The organism is Stappia sp. BW2, assembly GCF_008107695.1.
GTDB lineage: Bacteria > Pseudomonadota > Alphaproteobacteria > Rhizobiales > Stappiaceae > Roseibium.
This window is the reverse complement of record NZ_VIRG01000056.1, coordinates 111280-128363: the sequence shown is the minus strand read 5'-3', so window position 1 is coordinate 128363 and position 17084 is coordinate 111280. Positions and strand designations below refer to the sequence as shown.

Sequence of the window (17084 nt, the reverse complement as noted above, 5' to 3'; positions counted from 1 at the left end):
GAACTAGCCGAATGACCGACTTCACTTTGGAAGATCTGGACGCCATTATTGCTGCACGTGCGAATAGCGCGGACGAAAAGTCCTACACGCGCAAGCTCGTCAACAAGGGCGTTGCCAAATGCGCCCAGAAGCTGGGGGAGGAAGCGGTTGAGGCGGCGATTGCCGCCGTTCAGAAGGACCGGCAGGAGTTGACGGCCGAGGCCGCCGATGTGCTTTATCACCTGTTGGTGGTTCTCAACGTCTCCAATGTTCCCTTAGGGGATGTTATGAAGGAGCTTGCGAGCCGTACGGGTCAAACCGGACTGGAAGAAAAAGCGTCCCGGCCTCAGGAATAACCAGGGTTACTCGCCCTGTCCCGGATCCGGCGTCAGCCGCGCAGCAGGAACTGCGAAGTTATGGATCAGAAAGTCGCCACGGCCCTGGACATGGATCTGTCCCCGTACCAGGTGTTCACCGAGCGCGAGTGGGCAAGACTGCGTGCGGACACGCCCATGACGCTGGATGCGCGTGAAGTGGCACAGTTGCAGGGCCTTAACGCGCCGGTCTCCATCGAGCAGGTCGAGACGATCTATCTGCCGCTGTCCCGCCTGCTCGCGTTTTACGCCGAAGCGACGATCAGCATTTTCGAGGCAACGCAGAACTTTCTCGGCACCCGCGATGGCAAGACCCCCTTCATTATCGGCGTGGCCGGGTCCGTGTCTGTCGGCAAGTCCACCACCTCGCGTGTTCTGCGCGAGCTTCTGACCCGCTGGCCAGCCAGCCCCAAGGTTGATCTGATCACCACAGACGGCTTTCTTTATCCCAATGCGGTGCTGGAAGCCGAAGGGCTCATGTCCAAGAAGGGGTTTCCGGAAAGCTTCGACAGGCCTCGGTTGCTGAAATTCCTGTCCGACATCAAGGCCGGCAAGCGGTTTGTCCGCGCGCCGGTCTATTCGCACTTCTATTACGACGTCATGCCCAGCCACACGGTTACGGTTGACCGGCCTGATATTCTCATTGTCGAGGGCCTCAACGTCCTGCAGACACGCGAGTTGCCCAAGGACGGGCGCGCGGTGCCGTTTGTCTCGGATTTCTTCGACTTCTCCGTCTATATCGATGCCGACGAAACCCTGCTGCTGAACTGGTATGTCGACCGCTTCATGCACCTGCGGGAGACGGCCTTCCGAGATCCGGGATCCTATTTCCATAAGTACTCAAGGATCACCGATCAGGAGGCGATCACGACCGCCAACCGGATCTGGAATGACATCAACCTGGTCAACCTGCGCGAAAACATCCTGCCGACACGGCCTCGCGCCGACCTGATCCTCACCAAGGATTCCAGCCACAAGATTGCCAAGGTCGCCCTGCGCAAGATCTGACCGCCGCGTGGTGACCAAGAGCAGCGGGCAAGGCGACCGACCCACCTGCATCAGAGGAAGGCTGCCAATTTGCCCAGAACCTGTTCTGGAACCTCGAGTTGCGGCAGGTGGCCCGCGTTTGACAGTGGTTCGAAGGTCGATTGCGCAATGGCGGCATGCAGAGCCTGGCCACGGTCTATCGGGATCCACGGGTCGTCCTCTCCCCACAGGATCTTGACCGGGCAGCGGATATCTCCGTAAAGCGGTTCGATCTCGTTCGTATAGGCTTCGTCCGCCTGCGCAAACTGGCGATAGAAGCTGCCGCGGCCTTCTTCCGTCAGCCAGGGGGCTGCCAGTGCCGCGCGAGCTTCGGTCCCGATTTCATTCACCAGGGCCCCACCGATATAGGCCTCGACAACTGCGCGGTGGATATGCGGTGGCAGCCCGACAAAGGCTTCCACATGGCGGCCGACGTGGTCGAAGAACTCCGACCCCCAGGGGCTAAGCGCAACGACGTTCATCAGGACGTATTTCTCGAAATCACAGCCGTGCAACAGATGCGCCCGCAACGTCGTTGCCCCACCGAAGTCATGGGCCACAACCGAGGGCCGTTCGAGTTGCCAGTGATCAAGGATTTCGGCAAAGACCTTGCCCTGGATGTCGAGGGATGTGCGTTGTTCTGGCGATTTTTCCGACTGGCCGTATCCCGGCATGTCGTACCAGTGAACGCGGAACTTTTTTGAGAGTTCTGGAATGAGCTGATGCCAGGACCAGGACGACCAGGGCCAGCCATGGGCGAGTACCAGAGATGGCCCTTCTCCAGCCCGGCCTGCCTTCACGACACCGGCGGATGTTCGGATTTCCTCGGAAAGGTGCCAGTTCGCCGCGTCGCTCATGATCAGGTCTCCATGGTACAGGCATTGGTAGATGTGCGCTGGAAACAGTCCGCGACCGTCTTCTTGCGCCTTCCGCACGTGGTGGGCCACTTCGCAGCTTGCAACCGCAGAAAGCTATTTGTCTGTCCTGTCCTGGCTTGAGGTTCGAGAAAACCAGGCGGCAAGCCAGCCGAACAGGTGTCAGGCGGTGTCGGGGATACGGGCGATGACCTTGATTTCAAAATCGAAACCGGCCAACCAGTTGACGCCAACAGCTGTCCAGTTCGGATAGGGGGCTTTGTCGAAAACCTCGTCCTTCACCTTCATCAAGCTCTCGAACTGGTTTTCCGGATCGGTGTGAAAGGTCGTGACGTCAACGATATCATCCAGCCCGCAGCCTGCCGCTTTCAGCACGGCTTGCAGGTTTTCAAAGGCAAGGCGCACCTGATTTTCGTAGTTCGGTTCTGGCGTGCCGTCCGCACGGCTGCCGACTTGACCGGATACAAAAAGAAGGTCGCCGGAGCGAAGGGCGGCCGAGTATTTATGCGTGTCATAAAGGGCGTGACGGCCTTCCGGGAAAACGGGTTGGCTTTTGGTCATGTGCTGTCCTTTGAGGGTTCGGCTTCTCTGGGAAACCGGGCTTAACGGGGAGCGATTATTGAGATACGCTGCGTATGTGAATAACTCACATACATGACGTATGTCAATTGGCATACGCGGCGTATGCGAATCTGCGAGGTAGGGATGGCGCCTGGAAAACGAGCCGAAATGATGGAAGAAACGCGGGCAAAGCTGATTGCTGCAGGGCGAAAAGCCTTTGCCGAACAAGGCTATGCAGCTGCGTCCATGGATGAATTGACCGCCTCGGTCGGCCTGACGCGCGGCGCGCTTTACCACAATTTCGGAGACAAGAAAGGCCTGCTACAGGCGGTCGTCAATCAGCTCGATGGTGAAATCGCAGCCGAGGCCAAAGAAGCCGCCAGTCGGCTTGGCGGGAGCGAATGGGAATCGCTCATGGCAGAAGGCATCGCCTATATCGAGATGGCCCTGAAACCCGAAGTGCAACGCATCGTGCTGCTCGACGGACCATCCGTGCTTGGCGATCCGTCCCAGTGGCCAAGCCAGAACCTCTGCCTGCAAACCACAACAAGTGCGCTTGAACGGTTGATCGCCGAAGGTCTCGTAAAACCCGTTGATGCGGAAGCTGCTGCGCGGCTTTTGAACGGAGCTGCCTTCAATGCCGCCCTTTGGATTGCGGCGAGCAATGACCCGCAAGCGGATCTGAAGAAGGTGATCGACGCTTTCAAGGTTCTGGGAGAAGGCCTTTTGACAGCGCCTCCAACCTGACCAGGCACGTTAAGGCAGACGCGAGAAAGGCCCGCAGTCTTGAAAGACCGCGGGCCTTTTAAATGCTGTTTGCCAGCTTAGGCGACGGAACGCTTGCGCACTTCCTGCAGGAAGGTGGCAACCTGATTGCGCAGCATCGAGGCGTTTTCCTTCAGTTGCCGCGCGGAGCTGTCGACCTTTTCCGCGGTATCGCGGGTGTTTTCGGCGGCCGCTGCAACGGTCTCGATGTTTGTTGTCACTTCCACCGTGCTGCGCGACGCTTCAGTCGCATTGCTGGCGATCTCCTGCGTCGCAACACCCTGCTCCTCCACGGAGGACGCGATGGACGAAGCGATTTCGTTCATGTTGTTGATGATTTCCGTAACCGAGGAGATGGCGCTGGCCGCATGGCCGGTCTCGTCCTGGATCGCCGTGATCTGGCTGGAGATTTCCTCGGTCGCCTTGGACGTCTGGGTGGCCAGGTCCTTGACTTCCGCCGCAACGACAGCGAAGCCCCTGCCGGCTTCGCCGGCGCGCGCCGCTTCGATGGTCGCGTTCAGGGCCAGAAGGTTGGTCTGCTCGGCAATTGCCTGGATCAGCGTCACGACTTCACCAATGCGGCTGGCGCTTTCGGAGAGGCCATGCATGCGCTGGTTGGTGGACTGGGCTTCCCCGGCGGCGCGGGCTGCAATCTCGCTGGAAGACTGCACCTGACGGCGGATTTCGTTGACCGATGCCGACAGTTCCTCCGCTGCCGCGGCAACTGTCTCCACGTTGTGGGCCGCCTGGGAGGACGCATTGGAAACGCGGCCGCTCTGTTCCATGGTCTGCGCGGAGACACCCGTCATGTCGGCGGAGGCAGACTGCAGGTTCTGCACGGAGCTGTCGATGATGTTGAGCATCTCCATGATCTGACGGTCGAAGTCGCCGCTCAGCTGCTGGATTTCGGCTCCCTTGCGGGCAGCATCTTCCTGGCTGGAATTCTGCTGCTCTTCCATGTCACGACGTGCGGTTTCGTTCCTGACGAAAACTTCCATGGCGCCCGCCATCTGGCCGATTTCGTCGCCGCGGTCTGCACCTTCGACGGTTATGCTGGTGTTGCCTTCGGCGAGCAGGCTCATGTTGTTTGTCAGCGCACGAAGCGGGCGAACCGTGTTGCGGACGGCGACAATCGCGATACCGATTGCAATCAGGGCTCCAGCCAGGGCCAGGGCGATAATCGAAGTGGCCGCACTCCAGTAGGCCGCGTCGAGATCGTCAACGTAAACCCCGGTGCCGAGCATCCAGCCCCACGGTTCAAAACCGGATCCCCAGCTATATTTTTCAATGGGGTCTTCGCCGGTCGCGCGCGGCCAGTAATAAAGCAGCGATCCGCCGCCGGCCTTGGCATCCTTGATCAGTTCGGCAACGATCTTCACACCCGTCTTGTCGGTGAAGCCCATCATGTTGGTGCCGACAAGCTTTGCGTTCGGATGGACCAGGTTCATGCCCTGGTAGTCATAGGCGAAGACGTAGTTATTGCCTTCGAAGCGGATGGCACCAATGGCCTCCCGGGCTGCGGTCTGAGCCTCTTCGCGGCCCATCTTCCCGCTTTCTTCCAGGCCGTGGTAATGGGCGGCGATCGAAACGGCGCTCTCGGTGATCTCCTCAATTTTCTTGAGGCGCTCCGCGAACATAGCCGAATAAAGGCTGTTGAGACTGACCACACAGATCGCGGCTGTGAACAGCAGAATGGTCGCGATCGGGAGGCTGATTTTCCAGGTAATGGGCCAACGGGCGAAGGACATGGTTAAGTGATTCCTATCGAACTCTGTTCGGGAAGGTTTCTTCTTAATCATTCACCAAATGCTTAATACGACGGGGATTTATATCGTAAAAACAATTTATTATACGGAAGCTGCCCAGCAGTCAGGATGTCCGGCAGGAACAAATATCGTCATTTATTACTATATAGATTGATATTTATCTGCGAGCGCAGAAGACATCCCTCAATCCGGGGCGAGTCCAGGTCGCATTCTGAAGCTGTCCCTTCAGCACATGTCCCTGAGATTCGTAATAAAACGTGTTGGCACTGCCCTGGCGCTGCAGGGTGACTGCGCCATACCCCATTTCGGCAACGGTTGCGGACTGCATGTCCGGCGCGAAAACGACGTTCAGATCGATACCCGCGGTGCACAGGTAGTCGGCCACGTTGGCCGAGGCCGTTTGCTGTTGCTGGAACGTGGGCTGGTTCGAGCCTTCGATGGAGCCGGGAGGGACAGGACCGGACGGCAAGTCGCCGCCAGGCTGAGCGTCGAAGCCACCGCCGTTGGGCGCACCCCAGGTACCGCCGTTGTCCAGGCCATTGTTGCCGAACCCGTTGTTATCAAAGCCGTTGTTGTCAAATCCGCTGTTTCCGGGGGCTCCGAAATTGGCCGGTCCGTTGATCACGACTTCCCGGTACGGCGTCTTCGTGACGTAAATACCCCGGCATTCACCACTGGCGCCGCGCACGGTCCAGGCATGGGAGACATAGGTCTGCTGTTCCAGGATCTGCCCGGGTTCCAGGCGCGCATAGGGCCGCTCGCCGCCGCGGTAATCCACCCAGCTCACCTCGATGGGCTGGCGGCTGGCGTTGCGGAACACGATCTGGCCGGGCCGAACGGCTTCAACAGACCGGACACGGCCGAGTTCACCGCAGGAAAGGTCAGAGTTCGCCTCCTCGGCGCCGCTGCCGTAGGCATCGTCGGAAACGATCTGCTGGGGCTGGGCGCAGGTCGCGACGAACAGGCGCACCGGGTTGGCGCTGCCTTTCAGCGACACGTCATGTGTGGGCAAGCCTTCCACCGCGATCGAAAGGGCAGACTGCTTGATCATGGCTTCCCACAGCGGGTCGCTCATCTCGATATTGACTTCCGGGAGCGAGGTTCCGCTTTCATTGGCGCTGGAGGACCCGAAGGCGTTGTAAACGCGGTCGAATTCACCGGCGGAAATGCGCACGGCCTGCGGCATGCCTTCCAGAAGGCCTGCTGGAGCCTGCTGGAACGTGATCTTCGCAAATCCGGACTGCGTGCTGCAGTCTGCCCGGAAATCCCGGTCGTCCGTTTGCGGAACGGCATGCTGAAGCAGCGAAGGCGTTCCGGGCTGCGTTCCAGGTTCGGCCAGCCATTCACGCGCTTCGTTCGCGGTCACAAGTACCGGTTGGGAATTGGCGGCACCGGGAAAATCGTTTCCGGTTCCGGTGTCGACATCGTCAGGCAAGGAGGCTGTTTCCGTGCCCGGTGCGGAAATGGGGGTCTCGACCTGATCGAGCGGCTGCAGTCCGCCCTGGTCGGCAGGCGGGTTGATTTGCTCGATGGACGAGTTCGGCGATCCGGCCGCGTTGGTGGCCGTCTGCTGTCCTGACGCAGGCTTGTCCTGCTGGGACGGCTGCGTTGCCGACGCAGTGTTGGAAACCGGGCCGGCCGCTGTGCCGGAATTCGTGCCGACAACGCGGGCCGCAGCGCCCGGCTTGCCGTCGTTCGACACGTCAACCACCAACGTGCCACCGGAGCAGAAGCTGGCGTCGCGATGCAGGACGCGGCTGTTTTCCAGTGTGACTTCAAGCTTGACGTCACAGGGCGGCAGCTTGTTGTCGCTGCCCATCGTGTCGATGACCACGCCGGTTTCGTCACGGCTGATGATCGGCCGGTACTTCTTGTTCACGGTGATCGACCGGATGCCGGGCTGCGGCGGTTCCACGTTGATACGCATGGTTTCGGGAACCGATTGCGCCTGGGCAGGCAACGCGGCCATCATGAAAACCACGCTGCAGGCGGCAAGAAGGCCACATTTCAGCGCAGGGGCAACAAGGGCATTGGCAGCATCAAGCCGCATAAGCGATCTCCGTGGGAGCGCAGGTTATCACCATTTGGGAATACTTAGGCAAAGTGGCGGTCTAAGGGCAAGCCCGCAATGGCGGGAAGCCCCGGCTTTCTCAGCGTGGCGCCCGCTTTGCCAGGATCCGTTGCAGGGTGCGGCGGTGCATGTTCAGTCGGCGGGCGGTTTCCGAAACATTGCGGTCGCAAAGCTCGTAAACCCGCTGGATATGCTCCCAGCGGACCCGGTCAGCCGACATCGGGTTTTCGGGCGGCTGGGCCTTGTCTTCCGGCTTGCGGGCAAGGGCAGCAACGATATCGTCCGGATCTGCGGGTTTGGCCAGATAGTCGATGGCCCCCAGTTTGACCGCCGTGACGGCGGTTGCAATGTTGCCGTATCCGGTCAGAACGATGGCGCGGGCATCCGGGCGGCGCTGGTGAAGCTGCTCGATGACGTCAAGGCCGTTGCCGTCTTCAAGCCTCATGTCGACGATGGCGAAAGCCGGTGCGTTCTGGGCAATCTTGCCCGTTGCGTCCTGAACACTGTCGGCGGTTTCCGTTGTAAATCCGCGTTTTTCCATGGCGCGCGCAAGGCGCTGCTGAAACGGCTTGTCGTCGTCAACGATCAGGAGGGTCATGTCCTCCGAAGTATTCAGGGCAGGTGTCTGGTCCGTCATTTGGCTCTACCGGTCTTTTTCGTCCGTCTTCTCCTGCACCGCGGATGAAGTCACGGGCACAGCATGCATTGTTTGTGCTTTGTTGCCGTTATGGGGTGAAAAACCCGTTTCGTCCACTCTGCCGTCCTGTTCAAACACTTTGCGCGGCCAACTCACCCGGATGTGAGCCCCTGTCTGGGGCGGGGCCGAATTTTCAAGGTGCAGCTTGGCACCCGTGCGTTCCAGCAGGGTTTTGGCGATGAAAATACCCAGGCCAAGTCCTCCGCCGGTGCCGCGTTGTGGCGACTTTCCGCCGCGCACGGAAACGTAGGGGTCGCCGATCTTGCCCAGAATTTCGACCGAAAATCCCGGTCCGTCGTCCTTGATTGATATGGAAAGCGTTGTTTTATCCCAGGTAGCGGACACATCGACGCGGGTCTTGGCGAAATCGACCGCATTTTCCAGAAGATTGCCCAGACCGTAGCGGATGGCCGCATTGCGTGTGCCCACCGGCTCGGCACCTGTACCGGTTCCGGTGGAGTGGATCGCAACGCCCGTGCCCCGGTGCGGATCGACCACATCTTCCAGCAATTGCAATACCGGCATGCGCTGGTAGGTCCGGTCTTCTTCGCTCGAAAGGCTCGTTAGCTGTCGCAGGATCGAGCGGCAACGCTCTGCCTGGGAGCGGATCAGGGCAACGTCTTCGCCTCTGGCATCGCCGGTCTCGAACTCGTCCGACAGCTCCTTGGCCACCAGATAGATGGTGGCAAGCGGTGTGCCGAGTTCATGCGCGGCGGCGGTCGCCAGACCGTCGAGTGCATTCAGGTGCTGCTCGCGGGCAAGCACAAGCTCGGTTGCCGCGAGCGCATCGGCCATCTGGCGGGCTTCTTCAGCCACGCGGAAGGCGTAGATCGCCATGAAGCCAAGCGTAGAGACAAGCGCAATCCAGATGCCGACCGAATAGACGATGGGAAGAGAGAAATCGTCGCCGACAGGCCAAGGCAGAGGCAGATGGAAGATGGCCACCAGGCTGGCGCAGGCCGTGGCCAGAATACCAAGCAGGATCGTGTAGCGGGCCGACAGGCCCGTGGCGGACACCATGACTGGTGCCATCAGCAGAAATGCAAACGGATTGCCCAGGCCGCCGGTCAGGAACAGAAGCCCGCTCATCTGCAGGATGTCATAGGCCAGTTGCAGGGCTGCGGCGCGTTCCGACAGGCGCATGGCAGAGGGCCAGCGGATCTTCAGAAAGATGTTGAGCCAGGCGGACAGGGCCACCATGGCGAAGGCAAGTCCGGCTGGCAGGGGATAGCCGAGACCGACATGCACCACCAGAAGTGCCGCTGACTGACCGCCAACGGCAAGCCAGCGCAGGCGTACCAGCGTATCGAGTTTCAGGCGCCGGTGCGGCAGGGTGATATTGGATGTCGGTTGTTCGGGCATCTGCGCTTCTTGGAGAACGGCAACTCCCCCCTTTTGAAGCGGTTTCCGGCGGCTGGCAAGGCCGGGGCTCTTGTGCCGACAGGGCGTAAGTGGTAGCCACCCGCTAACACGGCTGTCCGGATCACGCGGGCCGGCGGCCAGCCGGAGGGATTTAATAGCTCTTCATTTCAGATCAGCACCGCGCAACGGAATGAGATGATGACCGACACCAATGACGGCGGCGCGCAGCCGCAGGCGGAGAGCGCAGCAGCGCCGGGCATGCACATCCTTGGCCAGTACATCAAGGACCTGTCTTTTGAAAACCCGAATGCGCCGCGTTCCCTGGGACCGGGCGATCAGCCGAAGCTCGACATCAACGTCAACGTCGGTGCCCAGCAGGTCAACGACGAGCAGTTTGAAGTCGTGCTGACCCTGACCGCCAAGGCCGAGCGCCCGGACATGGTGATGTTCAACGTCGAGCTGGTCTACGCAGGCCTGTTCAAGATCACCGGCGTGCCGAAAGAGCACATGCATCCGTTCGTGATGATCGAATGCCCGCGCATGATCTTCCCGTTCGCACGCAACATCCTTTCCGAAGCCACGCGTAACGGTGGCTTCCCGCCGCTGATGCTCGACCCGATCGACTTCGCCCAGCTCTACCGCCAGAACATGGCCCAGCAGGCCGCCGCCCAGCAGGCGAGCGAGCAGAAGCCGAACTAAGGTCAGTCAGACCACAGTTTTACAGAGCCCGTGCCGGGAAACCGGCGCGGGTTTTGTTTTGAGTGTCGGCTGTAAATCCATTGCGACTAAGAGATTTCCGGAGCCCCAGTGAACAGTGACTCAGCCCCCACATTTGCGTGGGGACATCTGCAGGGGTCCCTCACGCCTCCTCCAGCATCTCCACCCAGCTTTTCGGAGTGTCGCCGTTGAGCGGGTTTTTCGGGGAGCGCTTGTAGCGGATGGTTTCCATGCGCACGGTTCTGGCGTCGAACAGGATCATCCGGCCAACCAGCCCCTCGCCGGTTCCCGTCAGTTCCTTCAACACTTCCATCGCCTGCATGGCGCCGATGATGCCCGTCAGCGCACCCAGGATACCTGCCTGGGCACAAGTCGGCAGCAGGCCGTCACGCGGCTTTTGCGGAAACAGGCACCGATAGGTCGGATTGGCTGTTCCGTCGGGACCGGTTTCATAGGGCTTCAAAGTGGTCAACGAGCCGTCAAATTGGCCGACGGCGGCCGTTACCAGCGGCTTTTGCGCAAAGAAACAGGCGTCGGACACCAGATAGCGAGTATCGAAGTTGTCCGACCCGTCCACCACCAGATCGTATCGGGACACCAGCTGCATGGCATTGTGGCCGGCAAGGCGGGTGGGGTGTGGCTCAACTTTCACATTGGGGTTTAGCCGCGCGATGGCTTCGGCAGCACTGGCGACCTTCGGCTCGCCGAGCTGGTCGGTATCGTGGATCACCTGACGTTGCAGATTGGACAGTGAGACCGTGTCGTCGTCGGCGATGCCCAGCGTCCCGACACCGGCGGCTGCCAGATATTGCAGCACCGGCGCACCCAGGCCACCGGCACCGATCACCAGCACACGGGCATTCTTCAGCTTCTGTTGGCCGGCGCCGCCGATTTCCTGCAGCACGATGTGGCGGGCGTAGCGTTCCAGTTCGGCGGGCGAAAGCATGTCAGGTCCTGTCTGGCTGGTCTCGGGTACAAATGGGGATGGAGCGGGTGGCAGGTCAAGCCGTCCCTGGTTTGGAAAAACCGGTATCCGGCAGGCTTATCCCAATATCCGGCTGACCAGCCGGGCCGTGTAATCGACCATCGGGATGACCCTTGCATAATTCAGCCGGGTGGGCCCGATAACGCCGAGAACACCGACGATGCGCTGGTTGCTGTCCCTGTAGGGCGACACCACCAGAGAAGATCCCGACAGCGAGAACAGATTGTTCTCCGACCCGATGAAGATGCGCACGCCGTCGCCCTTTTCGGCAAGACCCAGCAGTTGGATCAGGTCCTTCTTGCTTTCCAGGTCGTCGAACAGCAGCCGGATGCGCTCCAGATCCTCGACCGCGTCGAGGTCGGTCAGGAGGTTCGAGCGGCCCCGAACGATCAGCGTACCCGGATCGGTAGCGCTTTCGCCGCCCCAGACCGCAAGACCCGCGTCGATCACCTTCTGGCTCAGAAGATCGAGTTCGGCCTGGTCCGCGTCGCGCACCGTTTCCAGTTCGGTCCGGATTTCAGAAAGGGTTCGGCCCTTGATCTGGGCGTTCAGATAATTGCTGGCTTCCACCAGCGCGGACGACGGCAGGTCGCCCGGCAGAGCGACAACGCGGTTTTCAACGGAACCGTCTTCGCTGACGAGGATCGCCAATGCCTTCAGCGGCTCAATGCGGACGAATTCGATCTGTTTCAGCCGCATGTCCGACTTGTGGGTCAGCACCACACCGGCACCCATCGAAAGGCCGGACAGCATCTGGCTGGCTTCCGTCAGCACCTGCTCGGCGGAATTGGCTTTTTGCGAGGCCCGAACCTGCGCGTCGATTGCCCGTCGTTCGTCCTGGGTCAGGTCACCCACTTCCAGAAGGGCATCGACGAAGAAGCGCAGGCCGATTTCTGTCGGCATCCGGCCCGCGCTGGTGTGGGGCGAATGCAGGAGGCCCATATGTTCCAGATCGGACATCACGTTGCGGACCGACGCAGGCGACAGCGAAATGCCGAGCTTGCGCGAAACGTTTCGCGATCCGACGGGTTCGCCGGTCTCCAGATAGGTTTCCACGATCGAACGGAAGATTTCACGGGATCTCTTGTCGAGGTCGCTGAGGCTCAAGGCTTGTTCTCCGAATGTGACCGTTCACCGGGGCCGGTGGAGGTTCCCCCAAAAAGATATAGGCGCAAAAGGGGGCTTGCGTGAAGTATCACAACGCAAGGCCTTTACGGCGAAGGAATTTGGGGTCTACAAGGCCTCAACGAATACACCGGAGAAACGGCGGTTTTTCCGGAACAAAAGTCGAAAGGGATATGCATGCGTCCGTCCAAACGCGCAGCCGATGAACTCCGTGCGGTCACGTTGGAGCGTGGAGTTTCCAAACATGCCGAGGGCTCTTGCCTCGTCAAGTTCGGCGACACGCACGTCTTGTGCACCGCCAGCCTGGAAGAGCGCGTTCCGCCGTGGTTGCGCGGCCAGAACCGTGGCTGGGTAACCGCTGAGTACGGCATGTTGCCGCGCGCCACGGGCGATCGTATGCGCCGCGAAGCCAGCGCCGGCAAGCAATCCGGCCGGACCCAGGAAATCCAGCGTCTTATTGGCCGGTCGCTGCGCGCTGTCGTCAATCTGGAAGCCCTCGGCGAAAACCAGATCACGGTCGATTGCGACGTCATTCAGGCCGATGGCGGCACCCGCACCGCTTCCATCACCGGTGCCTGGGTCGCGCTGCGCGATTGCATCGAGTGGATGAAAGCCCGTGACATGGTCTCCGGCGAGGTTCTGAAGGATCATATCGCCGCCATTTCCTGCGGCATCTATGAAGGTGCGCCGGTGCTCGATCTCGACTACGCCGAGGACAGCACCGCTGAAACCGACGCCAACTTCGTTCTGACCGGGTCTGGCGGTATCGTCGAAATCCAGGGAACGGCCGAAGGTGCGCCTTTCTCGGAAGAGGAATTCGGCAAGCTTATGGGCCTTGCCAAGCTGGGCATCGGCAAGCTGGTCGATCTCCAGAAAATGGCCATTCTCTAAGGGCGCCGAACCATGAGCCACCGCAAGCTGGAACCGGGCAAGCTGGTTGTCGCAAGCCACAACAAGGGCAAGATCCGCGAGTTCAACGAACTGCTTCAGCCTTACGGCTTCGAAGTGATCTCCGCCGGAGAGCTGGACCTGCCGGAACCGGACGAGACGGGTGCCACGTTCGAGGAAAACGCGGCCATCAAGGCCCATGCGGCGGCCAAGGCTTCGCGCCTGCCCGCACTGGCCGATGACAGCGGATTCTGTGTCGCGGCGCTGAACGGCGATCCGGGAATCTATTCCGCGCGCTGGGCAGGGCCGGACAAGGACTTTGCGATGGCCATGCGCACGATCGAGGAAAAGCTGCAGGCGCTGGGCGCAACGACTGACGAAGAGCGCCGGGGATCCTTTGTTGCCGTGCTGTGCCTGGCCTGGCCGGATGGCAGCGAGGAAATGTTCCGCGGCGAGGTCGAGGGCCAGATCGTCTGGCCGCCGCGCGGTGCGCAAGGCTTCGGCTACGACCCGGTCTTCCAGCCGGACGGCCATGAGCGGACGTTCGGCGAAATGACCTCTGAAGAAAAACACGGCTGGTCCGGGGACAGATCGGCCCTTTCCCACAGGGCACGGGCATTCCAGCTCTTTTCCGCCGGTTGCCTGGAAGGATAAAACGTGACGCACGCGGGGACAGCCGAAGGGGGCTTCGGTATTTATATTCATTGGCCGTTCTGCGCGGCCAAATGCCCCTATTGCGACTTCAACTCCCACGTCCGTCACCAGCCGGTCGACCAGGCCCGCTTCGCGGCCGCTTTCGAGCGCGAACTGTCTCATTTCGCCGATCTGACAAAGGGCAAGGCGGTTCAATCCGTGTTTCTGGGCGGTGGCACGCCCTCGCTCATGGAGCCGGCGACGGTCGACCGCATCCTGAAAGCGGTATCCGATCGCTGGTCGATGGATGAGAATGTCGAGATTTCGCTGGAAGCCAATCCCTCGTCGGTCGAGGCCGAACGCTTTCGGGGCTACCGGGCCGCAGGCGTCAACCGGGTCTCGCTGGGCGTTCAGTCGCTCATCGACACGGACCTGAGGCTGCTTGGCCGCCTGCATGATGCGCGCACGGCCCGTACCGCCATCGAAACCGCGCGTGCCACGTTCCCGCGCCTGTCCTTCGACCTCATCTATGCCCGTCCGGGCCAGGCGCTCTCAGGTTGGGAGCAGGAGCTGAACGAGGCCATCGCGCTCGCTGCCGATCATCTCTCACTCTATCAGCTCACGATCGAGGAAGGCACGCCCTTCCACACGCTGTTTCATGCGGGCAAGCTGCAGATGCCGGATCCCGATCTCGGTGCGGAATTCTATGAACTCACGCAGAACGTGACTGCCGCCGCCGGCCTGCCCGCCTATGAAGTGTCAAACCATGCTCGTCCGGGCGCCGAGTGCCGGCACAATCTGGTCTATTGGCGCTATGGCGACTACGTCGGCGTTGGTCCCGGAGCCCACGGCCGCATCACGGTTGGCGTCAGCCGGCTGGCGACCTCGACCGAGCGCCATCCGGAAACCTGGCTGGACAATGTCGAGAGCCATGGTCAGGCATTGATCGAAAACGCAGGACTGTCCGAGGAAGAGCAGGGCGACGAGTTTCTGCTCATGGGACTGCGCCTGACCGAGGGCATCGACCTGAAACGCTACGAGCGTTACGCAAGCCGCTCCATCGATCCAGCCCGTCTGGCCGCGCTGATCGAGCACGGCATGGTTGAAGTTATCGGGGAAAACCGGATTCGAGCGACACGTGAAGGTTTTTTCGTGCTCGATGCAGTGGTCGCGGATCTGGCTGCCTGAGCCGCTTCCGCACGTGGTTTGTATAAAGCTACCAAATTGATTTAAATGTTCTATTGGGCCTTTTGCATTGCACAGTCATTTGGTGCGAAAGTGTCTTTTGCCGTGATCCTGAGCACTTAGCGCGTATTCAAATACCAATTAGAAGTATTGCGGGCTGCAACAGGCATAGCTATCCTGCTGCAATGCAATAGAATGCGTATGAACACGCGAGCCGAAAAAATGTTCACGAACAATGCTAATGGGGCCGGCACCAGTTGGTTCAGCAAAGGAGAGACGTCTTTGCCGTTTTACCACCTTTACGAACTGAACCACGCCGCGATGGCGCCTTTCAGAGCTTTGGCCGACATGACCCGGCTATACTTCCAGAATCCTCTCAATCCGCTGACGCATACCAGCTACGGGCGATCCATTGCCGCTGGCTGCGAAGTGCTTGAACGCACCACGCGCCGCTATGGCAAGCCGGAATTCGGGCTCAAGGATACCACCGTCAGCGGTGTGCGCGTTCCTGTGCGCGAAGTCAGCGTCTGGAGCCGCCCGTTCTGCGACCTGATCCACTTCGAACGCGGAGTTACGACGCGCCGCAACGATCCCAAGATCCTGATCGTCGCGCCGATGTCCGGCCACTATGCCACGCTGTTGCGCGGCACTGTGGAAGCGCTGATGCCCAATGCGGATGTCTATATCACCGACTGGATCGACGCCCGCATGGTGCCGATACAGGAAGGCAAGTTCGATCTGGACGATTACATCGACTACATCATTTCGATGCTGCACTTCCTGGGTCCGGACACGCATATTCTCGGCGTGTGTCAGCCTTCCGTTCCGGTGCTGGCGGCCGTGGCGGTCATGGAAGACCGCGAAGACCCCTATGTGCCTTCCACGATGACCTTGATGGGCGGCCCCATCGACACGCGGGTCGCGCCGACGGCTGTCAACGATCTGGCGGTTTCCAAGGGCATCGACTGGTTCAAGAACAACGTCATCATGAAGGTCCCCTTCCCGCACCCGGGCTGCATGAGGGACGTTTATCCCGGCTTTCTGCAGCTTTCCGGGTTCATGAGCATGAACCTCGACCGGCATGTGACTGCGCACCGTGACTTCTTCCAGCATCTGGTGGAAGGCGACGGCGACAATGCCGAAAAGCACCGCGACTTCTATGACGAATATCTCGCCGTCATGGACCTGACAGCCGAGTTCTATCTGCAGACCGTCGAAACGGTCTTCATCGACCACGCGCTGCCGAACGGCACCATGACACACAATGGAACCCTGGTTGACTGCGGCAAGATCACCCGCACGGCCCTCCTGACCGTCGAAGGCGAGAAGGACGACATCACCGGTCGTGGCCAGACCAAGGCGGCGCATGCGCTCTGCACCAATCTGGACGACGACAAGCAGGCGCATTACGAGCAGCCGAACGTCGGCCATTACGGCGTTTTCAACGGATCGCGCTGGCGGTCGGAAATCGCGCCGCGGGTCATGGACTTCATCCGCTCCCACCGCACGGACCTTCCACAGCCCGCCGCAAAGGCGCCGGCTGCCACGGCCGCCGCACCTGCAGCCAAGACCGCTGCTCCTGCTGCTGTAACGGCAAAGCCTCCCGCAAAAGCTCCGGCAGCCGCGCAGGCGGTCAAGACAGCTCCTGCACCTGCCAAGGCCAAACCGGCGAAAAAAACCACCGGAAGTTCTCTGGAGAGCATTCTCCTGACCCAGCCGGATGGTGCCGCGGACGATCTGAAGTCGATCAGCGGCGTCGGCCCCAAGCTGGAATCCGCGCTCAATGAAGCTGGGATCTTCCACTTCTGGCAGATTGCAGGTCTGACGGAAGAGCAGATTGAAGCCCTGGACACCAAACTCGATTTCCGGGGCAGAATCGCCCGGGACAACTGGATCGAGCAGGCTCGCCAGCTTTCCGAAACGGTGAGCTGAACCCGGCATCGGTAAAGGCACCCGTCCGGGTGCCTTTCACTATCTTGCGATAACTTGTCCCAAATAGTCCGGTTTCTGGCGGCAGCCCGCCCGCCGCTATTGATTCTGGCCTTTCGGCCCAATACAAGTGCCGGTCAGACAGC

16 protein-coding genes are annotated in these 17084 nt (G+C 60.5%); 8 read left to right on the top strand and 8 right to left on the bottom strand.

Going from position 1 to position 17084, the window contains the following annotated elements; all coding sequences use genetic code 11:
• Positions 1-11: 11 nt before the first annotated feature.
• Both FMN63_RS07285 and coaA read left to right on the top strand, forming a co-directional pair.
• Positions 12-335 (top strand): phosphoribosyl-ATP diphosphatase, encoded by a 324-nt coding sequence (locus FMN63_RS07285; protein WP_148583292.1) that lies wholly within the window; start codon positions 12-14, stop codon positions 333-335.
• 60 nt (positions 336-395) lie between these two features.
• Positions 396-1361, top strand: coding sequence for a type I pantothenate kinase (coaA, locus tag FMN63_RS07280; RefSeq protein WP_148583291.1), 966 nt, complete (start codon positions 396-398; stop codon positions 1359-1361).
• Positions 1362-1411: 50 nt separating this feature from the next.
• Here coaA and FMN63_RS07275 read toward each other — a convergent pair whose 3' ends face one another.
• Both FMN63_RS07275 and FMN63_RS07270 read right to left on the bottom strand, forming a co-directional pair.
• Positions 1412-2236: an alpha/beta fold hydrolase gene (locus tag FMN63_RS07275; RefSeq protein ID WP_148583290.1), complete on the bottom strand. Its 825-nt coding sequence runs from the start codon at positions 2234-2236 to the stop codon at positions 1412-1414.
• A gap of 180 nt (positions 2237-2416) precedes the next feature.
• Entirely contained in the window at positions 2417-2815 is a 399-nt protein-coding gene (locus tag FMN63_RS07270) for a RidA family protein (RefSeq protein ID WP_148583289.1), read from the bottom strand.
• 168 nt (positions 2816-2983) lie between these two features.
• Between FMN63_RS07270 and FMN63_RS07265 the strand changes: the two genes are divergently transcribed.
• Complete coding sequence (locus FMN63_RS07265) at positions 2984-3562, top strand: TetR/AcrR family transcriptional regulator (protein WP_205513905.1); 579 nt, start codon at positions 2984-2986, stop codon at positions 3560-3562.
• A gap of 77 nt (positions 3563-3639) precedes the next feature.
• Here FMN63_RS07265 and FMN63_RS07260 read toward each other — a convergent pair whose 3' ends face one another.
• The 4 genes from FMN63_RS07260 to FMN63_RS07245 all read right to left on the bottom strand — a co-directional run bounded on the left by FMN63_RS07260 (position 3640) and on the right by FMN63_RS07245 (position 9476).
• On the bottom strand, positions 3640-5328 hold the full coding sequence (locus FMN63_RS07260) for a methyl-accepting chemotaxis protein (protein WP_148583287.1): 1689 nt from the start codon (positions 5326-5328) through the stop codon (positions 3640-3642).
• Positions 5329-5503: 175 nt separating this feature from the next.
• Positions 5504-7396, bottom strand: a complete 1893-nt coding sequence (locus FMN63_RS07255; protein ID WP_148583286.1) for a VHL beta domain-containing protein — start codon at positions 7394-7396, stop codon at positions 5504-5506.
• 100 nt (positions 7397-7496) lie between these two features.
• Positions 7497-8054, bottom strand: coding sequence for an ActR/PrrA/RegA family redox response regulator transcription factor (locus FMN63_RS07250; protein ID WP_148583285.1), 558 nt, complete (start codon positions 8052-8054; stop codon positions 7497-7499).
• A 6-nt stretch (positions 8055-8060) separates the two neighbouring features.
• Positions 8061-9476: an ActS/PrrB/RegB family redox-sensitive histidine kinase gene (locus FMN63_RS07245; RefSeq protein ID WP_148583284.1), complete on the bottom strand. Its 1416-nt coding sequence runs from the start codon at positions 9474-9476 to the stop codon at positions 8061-8063.
• 198 nt (positions 9477-9674) lie between these two features.
• On the opposite strand from FMN63_RS07245, the gene secB reads away from it, so the two are divergent.
• Positions 9675-10175, top strand: coding sequence for a protein-export chaperone SecB (gene secB / locus FMN63_RS07240; RefSeq protein WP_148583283.1), 501 nt, complete (start codon positions 9675-9677; stop codon positions 10173-10175).
• Positions 10176-10335: 160 nt separating this feature from the next.
• Here the strand turns inward: secB and FMN63_RS07235 are convergent, their stop codons facing one another.
• Positions 10336-11139, bottom strand: a complete 804-nt coding sequence (locus FMN63_RS07235; RefSeq protein ID WP_148583282.1) for a HesA/MoeB/ThiF family protein — start codon at positions 11137-11139, stop codon at positions 10336-10338.
• Positions 11140-11235: 96 nt separating this feature from the next.
• On the bottom strand, positions 11236-12285 hold the full coding sequence (hrcA, locus tag FMN63_RS07230; protein WP_148583281.1) for a heat-inducible transcriptional repressor HrcA: 1050 nt from the start codon (positions 12283-12285) through the stop codon (positions 11236-11238).
• 195 nt (positions 12286-12480) lie between these two features.
• Here hrcA and rph point away from each other — a divergent pair, with 195 nt between their 5' ends.
• The 4 genes from rph (at position 12481) to phaZ (ending at position 16941) form a co-directional block, all read left to right on the top strand.
• A complete protein-coding gene (gene rph / locus FMN63_RS07225; protein ID WP_023002406.1) occupies positions 12481-13194 on the top strand; it encodes a ribonuclease PH in 714 nt (237 codons plus the stop codon).
• Between the two features lie 12 nt (positions 13195-13206).
• Complete coding sequence (rdgB, locus tag FMN63_RS07220; protein WP_148583280.1) at positions 13207-13845, top strand: RdgB/HAM1 family non-canonical purine NTP pyrophosphatase; 639 nt, start codon at positions 13207-13209, stop codon at positions 13843-13845.
• A 3-nt stretch (positions 13846-13848) separates the two neighbouring features.
• Complete coding sequence (hemW, locus tag FMN63_RS07215) at positions 13849-15012, top strand: radical SAM family heme chaperone HemW (protein WP_148583279.1); 1164 nt, start codon at positions 13849-13851, stop codon at positions 15010-15012.
• A gap of 279 nt (positions 15013-15291) precedes the next feature.
• Positions 15292-16941 (top strand): polyhydroxyalkanoate depolymerase, encoded by a 1650-nt coding sequence (gene phaZ, locus FMN63_RS07210; RefSeq protein ID WP_148583278.1) that lies wholly within the window; start codon positions 15292-15294, stop codon positions 16939-16941.
• The last annotated feature ends 143 nt before the right edge of the window (positions 16942-17084 follow it).